Origin of the sequence: Burkholderia sp. Bp8992 (genome assembly GCF_003853705.1) — a bacterium.
Lineage (GTDB): Bacteria > Pseudomonadota > Gammaproteobacteria > Burkholderiales > Burkholderiaceae > Burkholderia.
Window position 1 is genome coordinate 368,348 of the sequence record NZ_QTQI01000005.1, and the last position, 14,683, is coordinate 383,030.

14 protein-coding genes are annotated in these 14,683 nt (G+C 65.8%); 8 read left to right on the top strand and 6 right to left on the bottom strand.

The features are described from left to right. Nucleotides 1–142: 142 nt before the first annotated feature. On the top strand, nucleotides 143–1,243 hold the full coding sequence (locus DIE03_RS10855) for a branched-chain amino acid aminotransferase (RefSeq protein WP_124450083.1): 1,101 nt from the start codon (nucleotides 143–145) through the stop codon (nucleotides 1,241–1,243). A 102-nt stretch (nucleotides 1,244–1,345) separates the two neighbouring features. Further along, nucleotides 1,346–3,307, top strand: a complete 1,962-nt coding sequence (locus tag DIE03_RS10860) for an FUSC family protein (protein ID WP_260434855.1) — start codon at nucleotides 1,346–1,348, stop codon at nucleotides 3,305–3,307. Between the two features lie 110 nt (nucleotides 3,308–3,417). Here the strand turns inward: DIE03_RS10860 and tkt are convergent, their stop codons facing one another. Continuing rightward, entirely contained in the window at nucleotides 3,418–5,475 is a 2,058-nt protein-coding gene (gene tkt, locus DIE03_RS10865; RefSeq protein ID WP_124450085.1) for a transketolase, read from the bottom strand. Nucleotides 5,476–5,884: 409 nt separating this feature from the next. Between tkt and DIE03_RS10870 the strand changes: the two genes are divergently transcribed. Continuing rightward, entirely contained in the window at nucleotides 5,885–6,208 is a 324-nt protein-coding gene (locus tag DIE03_RS10870) for a hypothetical protein (protein WP_124450087.1), read from the top strand. A gap of 290 nt (nucleotides 6,209–6,498) precedes the next feature. Next, on the top strand, nucleotides 6,499–6,711 hold the full coding sequence (locus tag DIE03_RS10875; RefSeq protein ID WP_124450209.1) for a hypothetical protein: 213 nt from the start codon (nucleotides 6,499–6,501) through the stop codon (nucleotides 6,709–6,711). A 59-nt stretch (nucleotides 6,712–6,770) separates the two neighbouring features. Here the strand turns inward: DIE03_RS10875 and DIE03_RS10880 are convergent, their stop codons facing one another. From DIE03_RS10880 to DIE03_RS10895, 3 genes are all read right to left on the bottom strand, one after another. After that, a complete protein-coding gene (locus tag DIE03_RS10880; RefSeq protein ID WP_124450089.1) occupies nucleotides 6,771–7,196 on the bottom strand; it encodes an NUDIX hydrolase in 426 nt (141 codons plus the stop codon). A gap of 120 nt (nucleotides 7,197–7,316) precedes the next feature. Beyond that, nucleotides 7,317–8,705, bottom strand: a complete 1,389-nt coding sequence (locus DIE03_RS10885; protein ID WP_124450091.1) for a nucleobase:cation symporter-2 family protein — start codon at nucleotides 8,703–8,705, stop codon at nucleotides 7,317–7,319. A gap of 116 nt (nucleotides 8,706–8,821) precedes the next feature. Next, a complete protein-coding gene (locus tag DIE03_RS10895; protein ID WP_124450093.1) occupies nucleotides 8,822–9,766 on the bottom strand; it encodes a LysR family transcriptional regulator in 945 nt (314 codons plus the stop codon). Between the two features lie 103 nt (nucleotides 9,767–9,869). Between DIE03_RS10895 and DIE03_RS10900 the strand changes: the two genes are divergently transcribed. Next, nucleotides 9,870–10,607 carry an SDR family oxidoreductase gene (locus DIE03_RS10900; RefSeq protein ID WP_124450095.1) on the top strand — a complete coding sequence of 246 codons (738 nt, stop codon included), beginning with the start codon at nucleotides 9,870–9,872 and terminating at the stop codon, nucleotides 10,605–10,607. A 5-nt stretch (nucleotides 10,608–10,612) separates the two neighbouring features. On the opposite strand, the gene DIE03_RS10905 is transcribed toward DIE03_RS10900, so the two are convergent. Beyond that, the gene (locus DIE03_RS10905; RefSeq protein ID WP_124450097.1) at nucleotides 10,613–11,596 is read right to left on the bottom strand and encodes a LysR family transcriptional regulator; all 984 of its coding nucleotides are present in this window, start codon (nucleotides 11,594–11,596) and stop codon (nucleotides 10,613–10,615) included. Nucleotides 11,597–11,728: 132 nt separating this feature from the next. Here DIE03_RS10905 and DIE03_RS10910 point away from each other — a divergent pair, with 132 nt between their 5' ends. From DIE03_RS10910 to DIE03_RS10920, 3 genes are all read left to right on the top strand, one after another. After that, on the top strand, nucleotides 11,729–12,448 hold the full coding sequence (locus DIE03_RS10910) for an SDR family oxidoreductase (protein ID WP_124450099.1): 720 nt from the start codon (nucleotides 11,729–11,731) through the stop codon (nucleotides 12,446–12,448). A gap of 152 nt (nucleotides 12,449–12,600) precedes the next feature. Continuing rightward, a complete protein-coding gene (locus DIE03_RS10915; RefSeq protein ID WP_124450101.1) occupies nucleotides 12,601–12,936 on the top strand; it encodes a putative quinol monooxygenase in 336 nt (111 codons plus the stop codon). Then, entirely contained in the window at nucleotides 12,933–14,090 is a 1,158-nt protein-coding gene (locus DIE03_RS10920) for an iron-containing alcohol dehydrogenase (protein ID WP_124450103.1), read from the top strand. Before DIE03_RS10915 ends, DIE03_RS10920 begins: the two co-directional genes overlap by 4 nt. A gap of 37 nt (nucleotides 14,091–14,127) precedes the next feature. Here the strand turns inward: DIE03_RS10920 and DIE03_RS10925 are convergent, their stop codons facing one another. Further along, nucleotides 14,128–14,649 (bottom strand): hypothetical protein, encoded by a 522-nt coding sequence (locus tag DIE03_RS10925; RefSeq protein WP_124450105.1) that lies wholly within the window; start codon nucleotides 14,647–14,649, stop codon nucleotides 14,128–14,130. Nucleotides 14,650–14,683 lie beyond the last annotated feature (34 nt).

A 14,683-nucleotide genomic window follows, 5' to 3' on the forward strand; every position in this document is an offset into this window, starting at 1 on the left:
CCTGAATGTTCGATTTTTGAAGCATGGAATTGCCAAATCGTGCCCATATTAAGTCGAACACACAACCTGAAACTATTTTTTCTACGATAAATTTTTGCCCGTAGCAGCCGGGGCGGTCCCGCTGCCGATCAAGGGGCAAGAGATGAGCACCGATTCCGTCCAGCACTTCGAATTCGAACAAAATCCTCACCCCGTCGCGGCGGACGAGCGTGTCGCGCTGCTCGACAATCCCGGTTTCGGCCGTGTCTTCACGGATCACATGGTGACGATCCGGTACTCGGCGGAACAAGGGTGGCATCACGCCAAAATCGGGCCGCGCGAAGCGTTCCGGTTCGATCCGGCGACGCTCGTGCTGCATTACGCGCAGGAAATTTTCGAGGGCTTGAAAGCCTACCGGTTGCCGGACGGCGGCGCGGCGCTATTCCGTCCCGATGCAAATGCGCGGCGTTTTCGCCATTCGGCCGAGCGACTCTCGATGGCGCCGTTGCCGGAGGCGATGTTCGTCGAATCGGTACGTGCGCTGGTCCGGGCCGATCGCGACTGGATTCCGGCGTTCGACGGCGCGGCGCTGTATTTGCGTCCGTTCATGATCGCGACGGAGGCGGTGCTCGGCGTGAAGCCGTCGCCGGAATACCTGTACTGCGTGATCGCGACGCCGGTCGGCGCGTACTTCAAAAGCGGCGCGTCGGCGGGGGTGACGCTGTGGGTATCGGAGCAGTACACGCGGGCGGCGCCGGGCGGCACGGGCGACGCGAAATGCGGCGGCAACTATGCGGCGAGCCTGGCTGCGCAGGCGGAGGCGATCCGCGAAGGCTGCGAGCAGGTGGTGTTTCTCGATGCGGTCGAACGCCGCTGGATCGAGGAACTGGGGGGAATGAACGTGTTCTTCGTGTTCGACGACGGGTCGATCCAGACGCCGCCGCTGAACGGGACGATTCTGCCGGGCATCACGCGCGCGTCGTTGATCACGCTGGCCCGCGATCTGAATTACACGGTGCGGGAGGAGGGCTACACGATCGAGCAGTGGCAGGCGGACGCGCGCAGCGGTCGGCTGGTCGAGGCGTTCGCGTGCGGCACGGCGGCGGCCGTGACGGCGATCGGCCGCGTGAAGGGCCGTGCGTACGACTTCACGATCGGCGAAGGTGGCGCGGGGCCGGTCACGTCGCGCCTGAAGGCGGCGCTGCTCGATATCCAGAATGGGCGTGCAGCCGATCATCACGGCTGGGTGGACCGCGTGTTTTGAGTTCGGCTCGGCGGCCATCACGACTCGCGATGGCCGTCATGGAAGCCGCGGCCGGCATGCCGGCCGCGAAGCAGCTGCGCTGCCTCTTGGAATTCTTCGATCATGTCAGCTGTTTCGTTGTCACGCGCTGTTGACCGCCTGTTCATTGTCGACCCCGGTCTCCATCGGCTGCTGGGCGGTGCGCGCGCCGCGCTGGCGAGCTTGCTTGCCGGCGCGCTCGGCATCGCATCGGCGCTCCATCTCGGTTTTGCGATCACCACCGGCGCCGTCGGAATACTTTTCGCCATGATCGCACCACTGTTCCTGCGCGATGCTCACCGGCCGGATTGGTATGAATCGCTTGCATGGCAGTACGGCGTCGCATGCGCAAGCTTTGCGGGAGCCGCAGTCGTGAGCGCGTGGCCTGCCGTCGGCAAGGCGGGTTTCGTGATCGTCCTTTTCTGTTCGATGCTGTGCCAAACCCGGGGGCCGCGCACGATCGGATGTGCGTTCCTGGCGATCGCCCTGTACTACCTCGGTCTTTATCTGCATCCGACCGCGCTACAGGTCGACCGCATGCTGGCGATGTCGATCGCAGGGCCGGCGAGCGTCGTGCTGGTCTGCCGGATGCTGTTGCCGACGCATGCGGCGCACACGCCCCGGCTCATCGCGCGTTCGGTATCACTGCAAGCGGCATGCATCGCACGAAGCGACGTGTCGGACGCTGGCGCATTGGATGCGATGGCGCATTTGCTGGCGTTGAACGAAGCCGCCATCGCACTCGAGAATCACACGTCGAGCATCGCTGATGGCGACGCGCATGCGTTGCACACCACGCTCGTCGCATTGGAGATGGCGGCGGCCCGGCGCGTGCTGAACCACGATCGGAGCGCCGCTGCCGACACTGCACTACGCTTCGCGATCGCTCGCTTCGATACTGTCGCCGATGTAGTGGCGGCGCGCATGGCCGCCACGCGTACGACGACGATGCCGGAGCGCACGCGTGCGGTTCCGTGGGGCGCCGGCTGGCGCACGCTTGCATGGTTGCCGGCGATCCGCGCCGCGGCGGCTGCGTTCGCCGCCATGTTGATCGGCGAGGCGCTGTCGTCCGAGCGATGGATGTGGGCGGTGCTGAGCACGTTCGTCGTGTTCTTTGGCACGTATTCGTGTGCGGACACGATCTATCGCGGCGCGCAACGCATCGCCGGTACGCTTGCCGGCGCGCTCGCGAGCGTACTTGTCGTGAGCGCCGCCTCTCATGCGAATGCACTCGTGGTCATCGTAATGGGCGTTTGTGTGTTTGCCTGGGCATACCACATCCTGCACGCGTATGGGCGCGGCGTATTCTTTCTGACGGTGCTGATCGGCGTCGTCTACGCGCAACTGGGGTTCGAGATCGGCGCGCTTGCGGAACTGCGTATCGGCGAGGTGTTGATCGGCTGCGCGGTTTCGCTCGCGGCGGCGCTGCTGGTGATGCCGCTGGCGGCGTCGCGCCACATCGCGACGCGCTCGCACAGCTTGTTGGCTGCGCTGCGCGAACTCGTGCACGAACGCGTCGACGGCACGCGGCCGGGGGCGGCGCAGACGCGCGTCGCCGATCGCCGTTTTCACGACCTGCGCATGGCTATCAGGCCGCTGGCCGCGTGGCGCATGCTCCGTGTATCCAGCGATGCCCGACGGTTGTTGGACGCGCTTCTATACTGCTGGCTGTATGGCCGAATCGTGGCGACACGCCTGCCTGTTGACGGCGGTGGGCCGGTTGTCGCATTCGAGCGGCATGCGCGCGTAGCCATCGTTACGCGAATCGATGCATTGATGAGCGATCTGGATCCCGGCCGCTCGATGCGAGTCGATACGGCTGCGAACGTGGGGCACGGAACGCTCGCGATATCCGGTGATCATCCGTTACCACCCGATCGGGAACTGGCTCGGCTCGGCGCGAAACTGGCCGAACTCAGCCAGGCGTTTGAGGACGCGCTATTCGGAAAGATACGGGCGAGGAACGGTGGCGAAGATAACTGCGGCGCTCGCAGCACTCCCCCCTGGAGTGCTGGAACGCATGCGGGTTCGACGGCAACCGACTGATCTCGCCGCGGTGGGCTATCGACCCGCTGCCGTCAGCGGAACCCGCTATCTACCGATCGTTCAGGCCGGCTGTCCGCATGCCGCCAGAAGCAGGTGCGCTGTCGCGTGTTCTATGAGTGCTTGCCGTTATCTTGCAGGACGTCCCGCGCAGCGCGAACGACCGCATCTACCGTGATGTCGAATTTTTTGTAGACGTCCTTGATTTTTCCCGATTCGCCGAAGCCGCGCATGCCGACAAATCGACCTTTCGGCCCGATGTATCGCTCCCATCCCAGTTCGACCGCGGCCTCGACCGCGACTCTCGCAGGAGATGCGCCCAGCACGGCCTCCTGATAATCGCGTGGCTGCTCCTCGAAGAGCAGGCGGCACGGCATCGATACGACGGTCGTCGGCACACCTTCGTTTTGCAGGATGTGGCGAGCCTGGACAGCGAGGTGAACCTCCGAGCCTGTCGCGAGCAGAGTGAGTCGGCGCGGTCCGCCATCGGCCTCCCGCAAGATGTAGGCGCCACGCGCAGACTTGTTTTCGTTGCCGGGTTCGTTGCGCACGAGCGGCACCGGCTGTCGCGACAATGCGAGGAGCGCAGCCCTGCGGGGCTGCTCGAGAATCAATTCCCAGCACTCTGCCGTTTCGATTGGATCGGCCGGCCGATAGACGGCCAGCTGCGGAATAGCCCGAAGTGCCGCGAGATGTTCAACGGGCTGATGAGTCGGGCCGTCTTCTCCGAGGCCGATCGAATCGTGCGTCATCACAAAGACGGATCGCACGCGCATCATCGCGCTTAACCGGATCGCCGGGCGGCAGTAGTCCGAAAAACAAAGGAAGGTGCCGCCGTACGGAATCAGGCCTCCATGAAGTGCAATGCCGTTCATTGCCGCTGCCATGCCATGCTCGCGGACGCCATAATGGAGATACGAACCGTTGAACCGGCCAGGCTCGATCGCGATTTGATTCTTCGTCTTCGTATTGTTGGACACCGTAAGATCCGCCGAGCCGCCGAGCAATTCCGGAATCGCGTCAAAGAGACGATCAAGCACTTCACCGCTGGCCTTGCGGGTAGCCATTTCACTGCCACTGGCAAGAAAGGCCTGCCGCGCCGCGGCAATGGCCTGCTTCCAGTCATCCGGAAGCTTTCCCGCATTGCGCCGCTCGAATTCGGTACGCAGTGCCTGCGGCGCCCGGCGGACCCGCTCATCCCAGGCGAGTCGCGTCTCGCGGCCGCGCGCCCCGATCTCCCGCCATGCATTCAGCAGGTCATCCGGAATTTCAAACGCCGGTGAATGCCAGTCGAGGATCTGTCGTGCGCCGGCGATTTCATCCTCGCCCGGCGCATCGCTATGTGCTTTCTCGGTCCCGGCCTTCGTCGGAAAGCCGAACCCGATGATCGTCCTGCATGCGATCAAGGTCGGTCTGTCATCCGTTGTCCGCGCGGTCTCGATAGCGCGCCGTATCGCGTCGGTGTCGTGACCGTCGATCTCCAGGACTCGCCATCCAGCCGAGTGAAAGCGCTCGATCTCGTTGTCCGAGACTGCGAGCCTGGTGGCACCGTCGATAGAAATCGAATTGTTGTCCCAAAATGCAATCAGTCTGCCCAACCGGAGGTGGCCGGCCAAGGAAATGGCCTCGTGGCTGATGCCCTCCATCAGGCAACCGTCACCGAGAAATACGTACGTGTAGTGATCGACGAGATCGTCACCGAAGTGCGCATTCATGATGCGCTCGGCCAACGCCATTCCGACGGATTCCGCGATGCCTTGGCCGAGGGGGCCGGTCGTCAGTTCGATTCCATCGGCGTGCGAGTACTCCGGATGACCTGGCGTCTTGCTGCCGACTTGCCGGAATCGCTTGAGCTCGTCCAGGGTCATGTCGGAATAGCCCGTCAGATAGAGGAGGCTATAGAGCAGCATCGACGCGTGTCCGTTGGAAAGTATCAGCCGGTCTCGATCGATCCAGTGGGGGGCCGATGCATCGAATTGCATGAACTCCTTAAACAGCACCGTCGCGACGTCAGCCAACCCCATTGGCGCACCCGGATGGCCACTGTTGGCTTTCTGCACTGCGTCCATTGTAAGGAAGCGGATACAGTTCGCCAGCGCGCGAAGATGGGGATCTCGTGGAGGCGGCACGGCTTTTGTGGCCGCCCGGGAATTTGCGGTGGGATCACTCATCGGTTCTCCTGTTTTGGCCTGGAAAGATCAGGCCACCGCGCAATATCCATACCTTCTCCGGCGCGACCGGCACGTCCGGTGACGTCGGGTGACAACCCCGACCGTCGATCGAAAACGACGACGCGACCGCAGTCGACGACATCCGCAGCGATAACGGCAAGCCGCTGCGCGGTAACGTTCGCGCTCGATTGCAGTAACCGGTGCATGCTCACGATCGCCCTGAATTCAAATAGTCGGCACACGGCTGGCATCACGATGCCTGAAGCCGGTAATGATCAAAAAACGGTTTTGTAATAGGCGACCGGAAAATAACAAAGCAGTCCAAAGCGTATCCAGCTTGGCATTTGCATGCATCAGGAGAGATGTCCGGTCGCCAGTCAAACCACACGATTTCTACGACAGGCCCGACATGACGTGCCGCGATGAAGGAGAGGGCGGCACCACCGCGCGTGTCTGCGAGCGCACACTGGCGCGCAGTGAACATATCGAAAGGCGTCGCCCGATCAATTACATGGACTTGCACGACAACGGGCAGTGCAAACGAGTGACGTTCGGCTGCGGCCATCGGGACGACTATGACAAGCTGCGAAAACTGGTGTTCGCCTCGGAAGAAGGTTACGACAAGGCGAGTCACGACAAGGCGATCGAGCGCGGACACGACAACGAGGGTTTTTTCGTCGGCAACCGGGCGGCCGTCTACGGGGGGCGACGCCGAAGCGGTGCCGATCAGTGACGAGGACGTGATCCCGAAGCCGGGCGGGCACACCCCATGACGTGCCGGAGGCGGTTGCATTGTCGGGCAACGTGTCGCATCCGACCGACAGCCGCCCAAGTGTTCTGTCACGCAACCGCCGGCATCGTGTTGCGCGACCCGTCCGCGCATGGCGGCCGCGGTCGCCGGAACTTGATCGGGAAAAGCACCAGAAGTTCGTGAATTTTTTTCCGGCTATAGTGGAACCACTGACGGCCGGCGCGGCGTTTTTTGCCGATACCGTTCAGGTAATGACTGTAGACGGGGGCTGTATGAAGGACAAAATCGACAAGACTGCCGGACCGATCTGGGGTGTGGCTGCGGGATTGCTTCTTGCCGGCGCCGGATTGAGTTTCGGCATTTTCCCGGCGGCGCTGCGCAACTCGGGAAGCGCAAACGACTTCATGGCGTCAGGCGCCGCGATGCTGGGCATCTTCCTCGTCGTCTATTCGACGCACGAACTGCGAAGAAAGCGCTCGCGCTGAGCGTTCGCGCACCGCTGATCGCGGCAATCGACTCGAGCCGGGCGACGGCTCGAGGCGCGCTACGCCTTGCGGATTTCGTGGTTGTAGACGAGTTCGACGATTCGCTTCGTCGGAATGCTCGCGCGCAAACGGTCGACCCCGTCGATCGGAAACCACTTGCATTTCTCGATCTCGTTGCTCGCTTGCGGCGTCTGGCCAGGGCCGACTTCCGCGAAGAACACGTGATGGATCTTGGCGAGCCCGGTGAACTGCATCGAGTACGTCAGGTCCTGGACGATCATGCCGGTTTCCTCGAGCAACTCACGATGCGCGGCTTCGAGCGGCGTTTCCCCGCGCTTGATCGTGCCGCCGGGAAGGGCCCAGCGCGACGCCGCGCGCGCGACGAGCAACACCTGTTCATCGCGATAGCAGACGACGGTCGCGCGTTCCTTGACCGGGACGGCGCTCGCTTCGGGGGTGTTGCTGGGGGCGGGAGCTTGGGGCATGTCGTGATTCTAACCAGCACGAATCGATCGGCCAAGGCGGCCTGACCGGGTTTGACTTTTGACCGCTCCCGGCCGGACCGCCCTGGCGATGTCGAGGGCCAGCCCGCGCCGCTCGCCCGGTTACTTCCGTTCCGGCAGGAACCAGTTCATCACGAGCGCGCAGATACCGCCCGTGGCCACGCCCGATTCCAGCACGTTCTTCAGCGCGTGCGGCAGGCTGTTGAGAATGTCCGGCACTTGCGACACGCCGAGGCCGAGCGCCAGCGACACCGCGATGATCAGCAGTGCTCGGCGGTCGAGCTGGACGCCCGCGAGGATGTTGATGCCCGATGCGGCCACCGCACCGAACATCACCATCGCCGCACCGCCGAGCACGGGCTCCGGCACGGCCTGCAGCACGCCGGCGACGACCGGAAACAGGCCGAGCACCACGAGCATCCCCGCGATCCAGATGCCGACGTGGCGGCTCGCGACGCCGGTGATCTGGATCACGCCGTTGTTCTGCGCGAACACCGAGCTCGGGAACGTGTTGAACACGCCGGCCAGCAGCGAGTTCGCGCCGTTGACGAGGACGCCGCCCTTGATGCGTTGCATCCATACCGGCCCTTCGACCGGCTCGTTCGAGATCTTGCTGGTGGCCGTCACATCGCCGATCGCTTCGAGCGACGTGACGAGGTAGATGATCAGCATCGGCACGAACAGCGACCACGAGAAGCCGATGCCGAAGTGCAGCGGCGTCGGCACCTGGAACAGCGCGGCCTGGTGCATGCCGGTGAAGTCGAGGCGGCCGAGGAACGCGGCCGCGAGGTAGCCGATCACGAGCGCGATGACGAGCGCGGTACTGCGCACCCAGACGACCGGCACGCGGTTCAGCAGGATGATCGTGCCGAGCACGAGCCCCGACAGCGTCAGGTTCTCCGCGCTCGCGAACGTGCCCTTGGCCATCGCGCCGTAGCCGCCGCCCATGCTGATGAGGCCGACCTTGATCAGCGTGAGGCCGATCAGCAGCACGACGATGCCGGTGACGAGCGGCGTGATCAGGCGTTTCACGAACGGCAGGATGCGCGACACGCCCATCTCGACGAACGACCCGGCGATCACGACGCCGAAGATCGCGGCCATCACGGTCTCGACCGGCGTGCCTTGCTTGACCATCAGGCTGCCGCCGGCGATCAGCGGGCCGACGAAGTTGAAGCTGGTGCCCTGGACGATCAGCAGGCCGGCGCCCAGCGGGCCGAAGCGCTTGCACTGGACGAAGGTGGCGATGCCGGAGATCACCAGCGACATCGACACGATCAGGGTCGTATCGCGGCTGGACACGCCGAGCGCCTGGCAGATCAGCAGGCCGGGCGTGACGATCGGCACGATGATCGCCAGCAGGTGCTGCAGCGCGGCGACGAAGGCGACCATCGGCGCCGGCCGGTCGTTCGGGCCATAGACGAGGTCGCGGGCCGATTCTGCGGCGTCGGCGCCGTGGGCGGCGGGTTGGGCGGAGGTGGCGGGTTGCATGGCGAGCGGGCCGGACAAGGTGGAAAGTGCGGCATTTTAGCCGAAGGGCCCGCCGGCGCCGGCGCAATAGCGGGGATTCGGCCGGTCGAGGAAGGGGGCGGATCGAAGCGCGGCGGTCAGCGGGTTGGCGGCGTGGCGATCGCGCTGGGCGTCGCGGTTGCGTCGAACCCGGGCAGCTCGGGAATCCGCTGCGCCATGAATTGCAGGAATGTGCGGGTCCTGAGCGGCAGATGGCGGCGCGACGCGTAGACGAGATGCAGCGCGTGCGGCGGCACCATGTCCCACTTCGGCAGCAGCCGGACGAGCTGCCCGCCATCGATCAGGTCCTGGACGAGCCATGCCGGCGCGCTGCCGACCGCATGCCCGGCCAGGAAGCATTCCCGCAGTGCCATCGAACTGTTGACGCGATACCGGCCGTGTACCGGAACGGCGACAGTCTCCTCGCCGCGGGCAAACTGCAGTTCGCTCCCGATGTCCGCGCGGGCGTACCCGACGTATTCGTGCTTTGCCAGGTCTTCCGGGCGGCGGATCCGCGATGCCTGCGCGACGTACGCGGGCGTGGCCACCAGCAGGCGCGGCGACGACGCGACATGGCGTGCGACGGCATCCGGCGGCAGCACGTGGCCGAGGCGAATCGCGACGTCGACGCCTTCCTCGACCAGGTCGATCACGCGATCGGTCAGGTGCAGTTCGACGTCGATTTCCGGCCACGCGGCGAGGAATTCGAGCACGAGCGCATTCAACCTCAGCTCGCCGAGCCCGAGCGGCGCATTGACGACCAGCTTGCCGACCGGCCGCAGCGTTTGCCCGCGCACCTCGGCCACCGCGCTGTCGTATTCGTCGAGCACGCGCTTGCAGCGGTCGTAGAACCGGCGGCCTTCGTCGGTCGGCGCGAGGCTCGTCGTCGAGCGTTCGAGCAGGCGCACGCCGAGTTCCCGTTCGAACGCGGCGACGATCTTGCTGATCGTCGGCTGGCCGGTGCCTTCCTCGCGCGCGACCGCTGAAAAATTACCCAATTCGATTGCGCGGACGAACACACGCATGGAGCGCAACGCATCCATCTCATTCCTTCAGGGCATGAATCCTATGCAAGTCTCCCACGTTCCGGTGCAATCGAGAATGACCTATCGTTCGCGAACCTTCAATCCCTGATGAGGAGTCGACATGAACGAGGCAACGCAATTTACGGCACTGGACGGCGCGCACGTCGTGATCGTCGGCGGGAGCTCCGGAATCGGGCTCGCGGCCGCGAGCGCCGCGAAGGCGCGGGGCGGCAGCGTCACGCTGGTCGGCCGGACGCGCGCGAAGCTCGACGCCGCCGCGCAAGCGATCGGCGGCGCGGGCGTCGCGGTGGCCGACATCGCGGACCGGCACGCGGTGCAGGCCGTATTCGACACGATGACACGCGTCGACCACCTGGTCGTCACGGCCGGTCGGTTCATCGCCGGCAAGCTGAACGAGACCGATCCCGATCATCTGCTCGCCGCACTGCAGGAACGTATCGCCGGGCCGGTCTATGCGATCCGCGCCGCGTTGCCGCTGATGCCCGCGAACGGCTCGATCGTGCTGACCGGCGGGCAACTGTCCGATCGTCCTGCCGCGCACGGCACGTCGGTCATTGCCGCCGCCGTGCGCGGCGTCGAGGCGCTGGCGCAGTCGCTCGCGCTGGAGCTGAAGCCGATTCGCGTCAACGTCGTTGCGCCCGGTTTCGTCGAGACGCCGCTCTACGACGCGTTCGGCCCGGAAGCGCGCGATCCGATCCTCGCGGGCGCCGCGTCGGCATTGCCGGGCGGGCGCGTCGGCCGCGCGGACGAAGTCGGCGAGGCGATCGCGTTCCTGCTGGGCAACGGCTTCATGAACGGTGAAATCCTGCACATCGACGGCGGCGGCCGGCTGGTTTGAGTGCGTCAGCCGGCCTTGCGTGTGCCGCTGCCGGTGCCGCGCGCCGTTGCGCGCGGCGGCCGGATATCCGGATACGCACGCTGGCAGACGTCGATGACCGCATCGCGCAGGCGACGATGCGCGGGGTCGCCGTGCATGCGCGGGTGCCACAGCGCGGAGACGAGGATCGCGGGCAGGCGAACCGGAAGGTCGAAGCTGCGCAGCCCGAGGGCTTCCGCAAGCCCGGGTGAGAATGCGTTGCCGAGGCTCGAGCGCGGCACGAGCGCGATCAGGTCGGTGCCGGCCGCGACGCGCATCGCGTCGGGGTAGCCGGGGACCACGACGTGCACGGGCTGGCCCGAGCCGGGTCGATCGGTGGAATCGTCGGTCGGCCCGCTGAAATCGCCGAGCTGGGCCGAGATGACGTGACGGCAAGCCGCATAGCGCGCCGGCGTGATTCTGGCCGACGCGAACAGCGGATGCCCGGCGCGGGCGACTGCGACGTGCCAGTCGTGAAAGAGCATGCGCGTGTGCAGCTCGGGCGCATCGTCGCCGCGCTTGCCGATTTCGAGGTCGACCGTGCCGTCGCGCAGCGCTTGCGGATTGCGGTCGGGCTTCGATACGAAGCGGATGCGCACGTGCGGCGCGACTTCGCCGAGCGCGGCGACCACCGGGCCGGACAGCATTTCCATGAACGACGCGGCTGCACGAATGGTGAACGTCGACACGAGCGTCGCCATGTCGACGTCGGCCGTGGCTGGGCGCAGCACCGCGCGCGCGTCGCTCGCGATCGCATGCACGCGATCGCGCAGCGCGGCGGCGTGCGGCGTCGGCACGAGCGTGCGCCCGGCGCGTACGAGCAGCTGATCGCCGGTGGCGTTGCGCAGCCGCGTGAGCGTGCGGCTCATCGCGGACGTGCTCAGTCCGAGCCGGCGCGCGGCGCCGGTCACGCTGCTTTCCGACAGCAACGCATCGAGTGCCGTAACGAGGTTCAGGTCGATGTCTTCCATGCGGACAGGATACGCTTTTGCGCGACTGACATGGCGTTGAATGCAACTATGGATTGCATCCGATGCGTCTGGCGCCTGTCGTGGTGCCGGCCTATAGTGGGCGCAAGACGAAACACGGCAAAGGCGAAATCCATGCAACCGACTGAATCGAATCGACGAAGCGTTCCCGCGATTCTCCTCGTCGCGGCCTCGCGCGGCCTTGGGCTGGCGATGGCGGAGGCATTCCTGGGCAAGGGCTGGCGCGTGACGGGAACCGTGCGCGAAGGATCGGGACGCACGAAGCTGCACGACCTCGCGCACCGGTACGACGGCCGGCTCGACATCGAGACGCTCGACATCTGCGAACCTGCGCAACTGGACGCACTGCGCGCGCGCCTGTCGGGCCGGCGCTTCGACATGCTGTTCGTGAATGCGGGGACGACCAACGATCCGAATGAAACGATCGGCGAAGTGACGACCGACGAATTCGTGCGCGTGATGATCACGAATGCGCTGGCGCCGATGCGCGTGATCGAGACGCTGCAGGATCTCGTGACCGACGACGGGCTGATCGGCGCCATGTCGTCGGGGCAGGGCAGCGTCGCGAACAACGTCAGCGGCATGCGCGAGGTGTATCGCGGCAGCAAGGCGGCGCTGAACCAGTTCATGCGCAGCTTTGCGGCGCGCCAGGCCGCTACGCGGCGCGCGATGGCGCTGATGGCGCCCGGCTGGGTTCGCACCGAGCTCGGCGGGCCCGATGCGCGCCTGGCCATCGACGAGAGCGTGCCGAGCCTCGTCGACGTGCTGCTCGCGAAGCGCGCGCGGCCGGGGCTCGAATATCTCGACTACCTGGGGCGGACGGTGCCGTGGTAGTCGTCGCGGCACTGCGAACGCCGTGCCGTTTCACTACAATGCGACGACGAGTCTGCGATACGGTGGCGCCCGTCGCGTTTGAATCCATCCGGTTCACGGCGGATGGCGTGCGTCTCCGTCGTGACGGTTTTTTGTCGAACCCGGAGCGCAACATGAACGAACCGTACCTGCAGGTCATCGCACATTATTTCGCGGCACCCGGCAACGGCGACCGCGTGATCGAACTGCTCGCGGAGCTCGCGCCGGCGACGCGCGCCGAGCCGAAGAATCTCGACTACGCATATTTCCGCTCGCCGGAGAATCCCGACCACATCGTGATCCTCGAACGTTACCGCGATGCGGACGGCCTCGACGCGCATCGGGAAACGCCGCATTTCCAGCGGATCGGGATCGGGGCCATCATTCCGTTGCTCGATCGCCGCGACGTGTCGCGCTACATGGTGCAGCCGGACACCGGCACGGCGACGCCACCGGGAGGCACCCGATGAACCCGTTTCAATTCCGTACCGTTCCGACCCAGATCGTCGAATTCGGCGCCGCGCGCCGGCTCGGCGCGCTGCTGCGCGAACGCTTTCCGGCGCTCGCGCGGCTGTGCGTCGTCACCGATGCGTTCCTGCATCGCAGCGGCGTGCTCGCGCCTGCGCTGGAGAGTCTCGCCGCGCACGGCTGGCGGGTGACCGTGATCGACGACGTGATCGCCGATCCGCCCGAGCACGTGGTGCTCGAAGCGACCGAGCGCGCCGTCGCGGCCGATGCCGAGATCGTGCTCGGCCTGGGCGGCGGGTCGTCGATGGACGTCGCGAAGCTGATCGCGGTGCTCGTGCCGCGGCAGCAGGCGCTGGCCGACATGTACGGCGTCGACAAGGTCACGAGCGCGCGGCTGCCGCTCGTGCAGATGCCGACGACGGCCGGCACGGGTTCCGAGGTCACGGCCGTGTCGATCGTGACGATCGGCGAGGCGCGCAAGATGGGCGTCGTATCGCCGAACCTGTTCGCGGACGTCGCCATTCTCGACGCCGAGCTGACACTCGGCCTGCCGCGTGCGGCGACGGCCGCGACCGGCATCGATGCGATGGTGCATGCGATCGAGGCGTACACGTCCGCACGACTGAAGAATCCGGTATCCGACATGCTGGCGACGCACGCGCTGACGCTGCTGTCGCACAACCTGCTCGCAGCATGCGACGACGGCGGGAACCGGCACGCGCGCGAAGCGATGCTCGTCGGTGCGATGTTCGCGGGGCAGGCGTTCGCGAATGCGCCGGTCGCGGCCGTGCATGCGCTGGCCTATCCGGTCGGCGGCATTTTTCACGTGCCGCACGGGTTGTCGAATGCGCTGGTGCTGCCGCATGTGCTGCGCTTCAACGCGCCGGCCGCCGCGCCGCTGTATGCGGAACTCGCGGCGATTGTTGCGCCGTCGGCCACAGGCAGCGACGAAGCACGCACGCACGCGCTGATCGCCGAGATCGACCGGTTGATCGTCGCGACGGGCATTCCGCGCACGCTGCGCGAAGTCGGCATTGGCGAAAACGACCTGCCGCGGATGGCATCGGATGCCATGCTGCAGACGCGCCTGCTCGTGAACAATCCGCGCGAGGTGACCGAGGCCGACGCGCTGGCGATCTACCGGCAGGCATGGTGACGCGGCGGGCGCGATGTCGCCCGCCGGCCGGGTTCCGTCAATTCAGGTCGCGATCCTTGCAGGTCGGCTCGAATTCACCGTCGAAGTACTGATACAGGTGAACGAGCAGCTTGTTGGCGCCGACCTTGCGCCCGAGGTAATGCGTGCCTTCCACCGACGTGCAGGTCGAGAGCGCGAGTTGCAAGCCGCCGTCGAGCACGGCTTCCGGGTGTGAGCCCTGACGCACGAAATGCGCGGTGCCGACGACGCCGAAGCCGCGCGTGTCCGCCGGCACCGACTTCGGCAGCGACAGAGCGTACGCGGCGATCGTGCGGTCGTCGTGCAGGCTGTCGAGAATCTGGTTGCCGGGCTTGCCGGCGGGGCCGGTGACTGTCGCGCAGCAGCGCGCGACGCCTTTGTCGTCGTCGGGCAGCACTTGCAGCGACGTGCCTGCCGCGAGATGCGTATTCGGCGTGTAGTAGACGCCGTCGGCGACCACGCCGACCTGCTGCGCATGTGTGACGATGGAGACGGCGAGCGCCGGGGCGATCAGGAGCGGACGAAGCGGTCGGATGGGCATGATGGCGGCGATGATACACGTCGTGCGCAAGCAC

Excerpts from the sequence above, each read along its gene's own strand:
- DIE03_RS10870 (WP_124450087.1), top strand. The coding sequence starts at position 5,885 with ATGACGTGCCGCGATGAAGGAGAGGGCGGCACCACCGCGCGTGTCTGC.
- DIE03_RS10925 (WP_124450105.1), bottom strand. The coding sequence starts at position 14,649 with ATGCCCATCCGACCGCTTCGTCCGCTCCTGATCGCCCCGGCGCTCGCC.
- DIE03_RS10895 (WP_124450093.1), bottom strand. The coding sequence starts at position 9,766 with ATGGATGCGTTGCGCTCCATGCGTGTGTTCGTCCGCGCAATCGAATTG.
- DIE03_RS10900 (WP_124450095.1), top strand. The coding sequence starts at position 9,870 with ATGAACGAGGCAACGCAATTTACGGCACTGGACGGCGCGCACGTCGTG.
- DIE03_RS10860 (WP_260434855.1), top strand. The coding sequence starts at position 1,346 with ATGTCAGCTGTTTCGTTGTCACGCGCTGTTGACCGCCTGTTCATTGTC.
- DIE03_RS10905 (WP_124450097.1), bottom strand. The coding sequence starts at position 11,596 with ATGGAAGACATCGACCTGAACCTCGTTACGGCACTCGATGCGTTGCTG.
- tkt (WP_124450085.1), bottom strand. The coding sequence starts at position 5,475 with ATGAGTGATCCCACCGCAAATTCCCGGGCGGCCACAAAAGCCGTGCCG.
- DIE03_RS10855 (WP_124450083.1), top strand. The coding sequence starts at position 143 with ATGAGCACCGATTCCGTCCAGCACTTCGAATTCGAACAAAATCCTCAC.
- DIE03_RS10885 (WP_124450091.1), bottom strand. The coding sequence starts at position 8,705 with ATGCAACCCGCCACCTCCGCCCAACCCGCCGCCCACGGCGCCGACGCC.
- DIE03_RS10880 (WP_124450089.1), bottom strand. The coding sequence starts at position 7,196 with ATGCCCCAAGCTCCCGCCCCCAGCAACACCCCCGAAGCGAGCGCCGTC.
- DIE03_RS10915 (WP_124450101.1), top strand. The coding sequence starts at position 12,601 with ATGAACGAACCGTACCTGCAGGTCATCGCACATTATTTCGCGGCACCC.
- DIE03_RS10875 (WP_124450209.1), top strand. The coding sequence starts at position 6,499 with ATGAAGGACAAAATCGACAAGACTGCCGGACCGATCTGGGGTGTGGCT.
- DIE03_RS10910 (WP_124450099.1), top strand. The coding sequence starts at position 11,729 with ATGCAACCGACTGAATCGAATCGACGAAGCGTTCCCGCGATTCTCCTC.
- DIE03_RS10920 (WP_124450103.1), top strand. The coding sequence starts at position 12,933 with ATGAACCCGTTTCAATTCCGTACCGTTCCGACCCAGATCGTCGAATTC.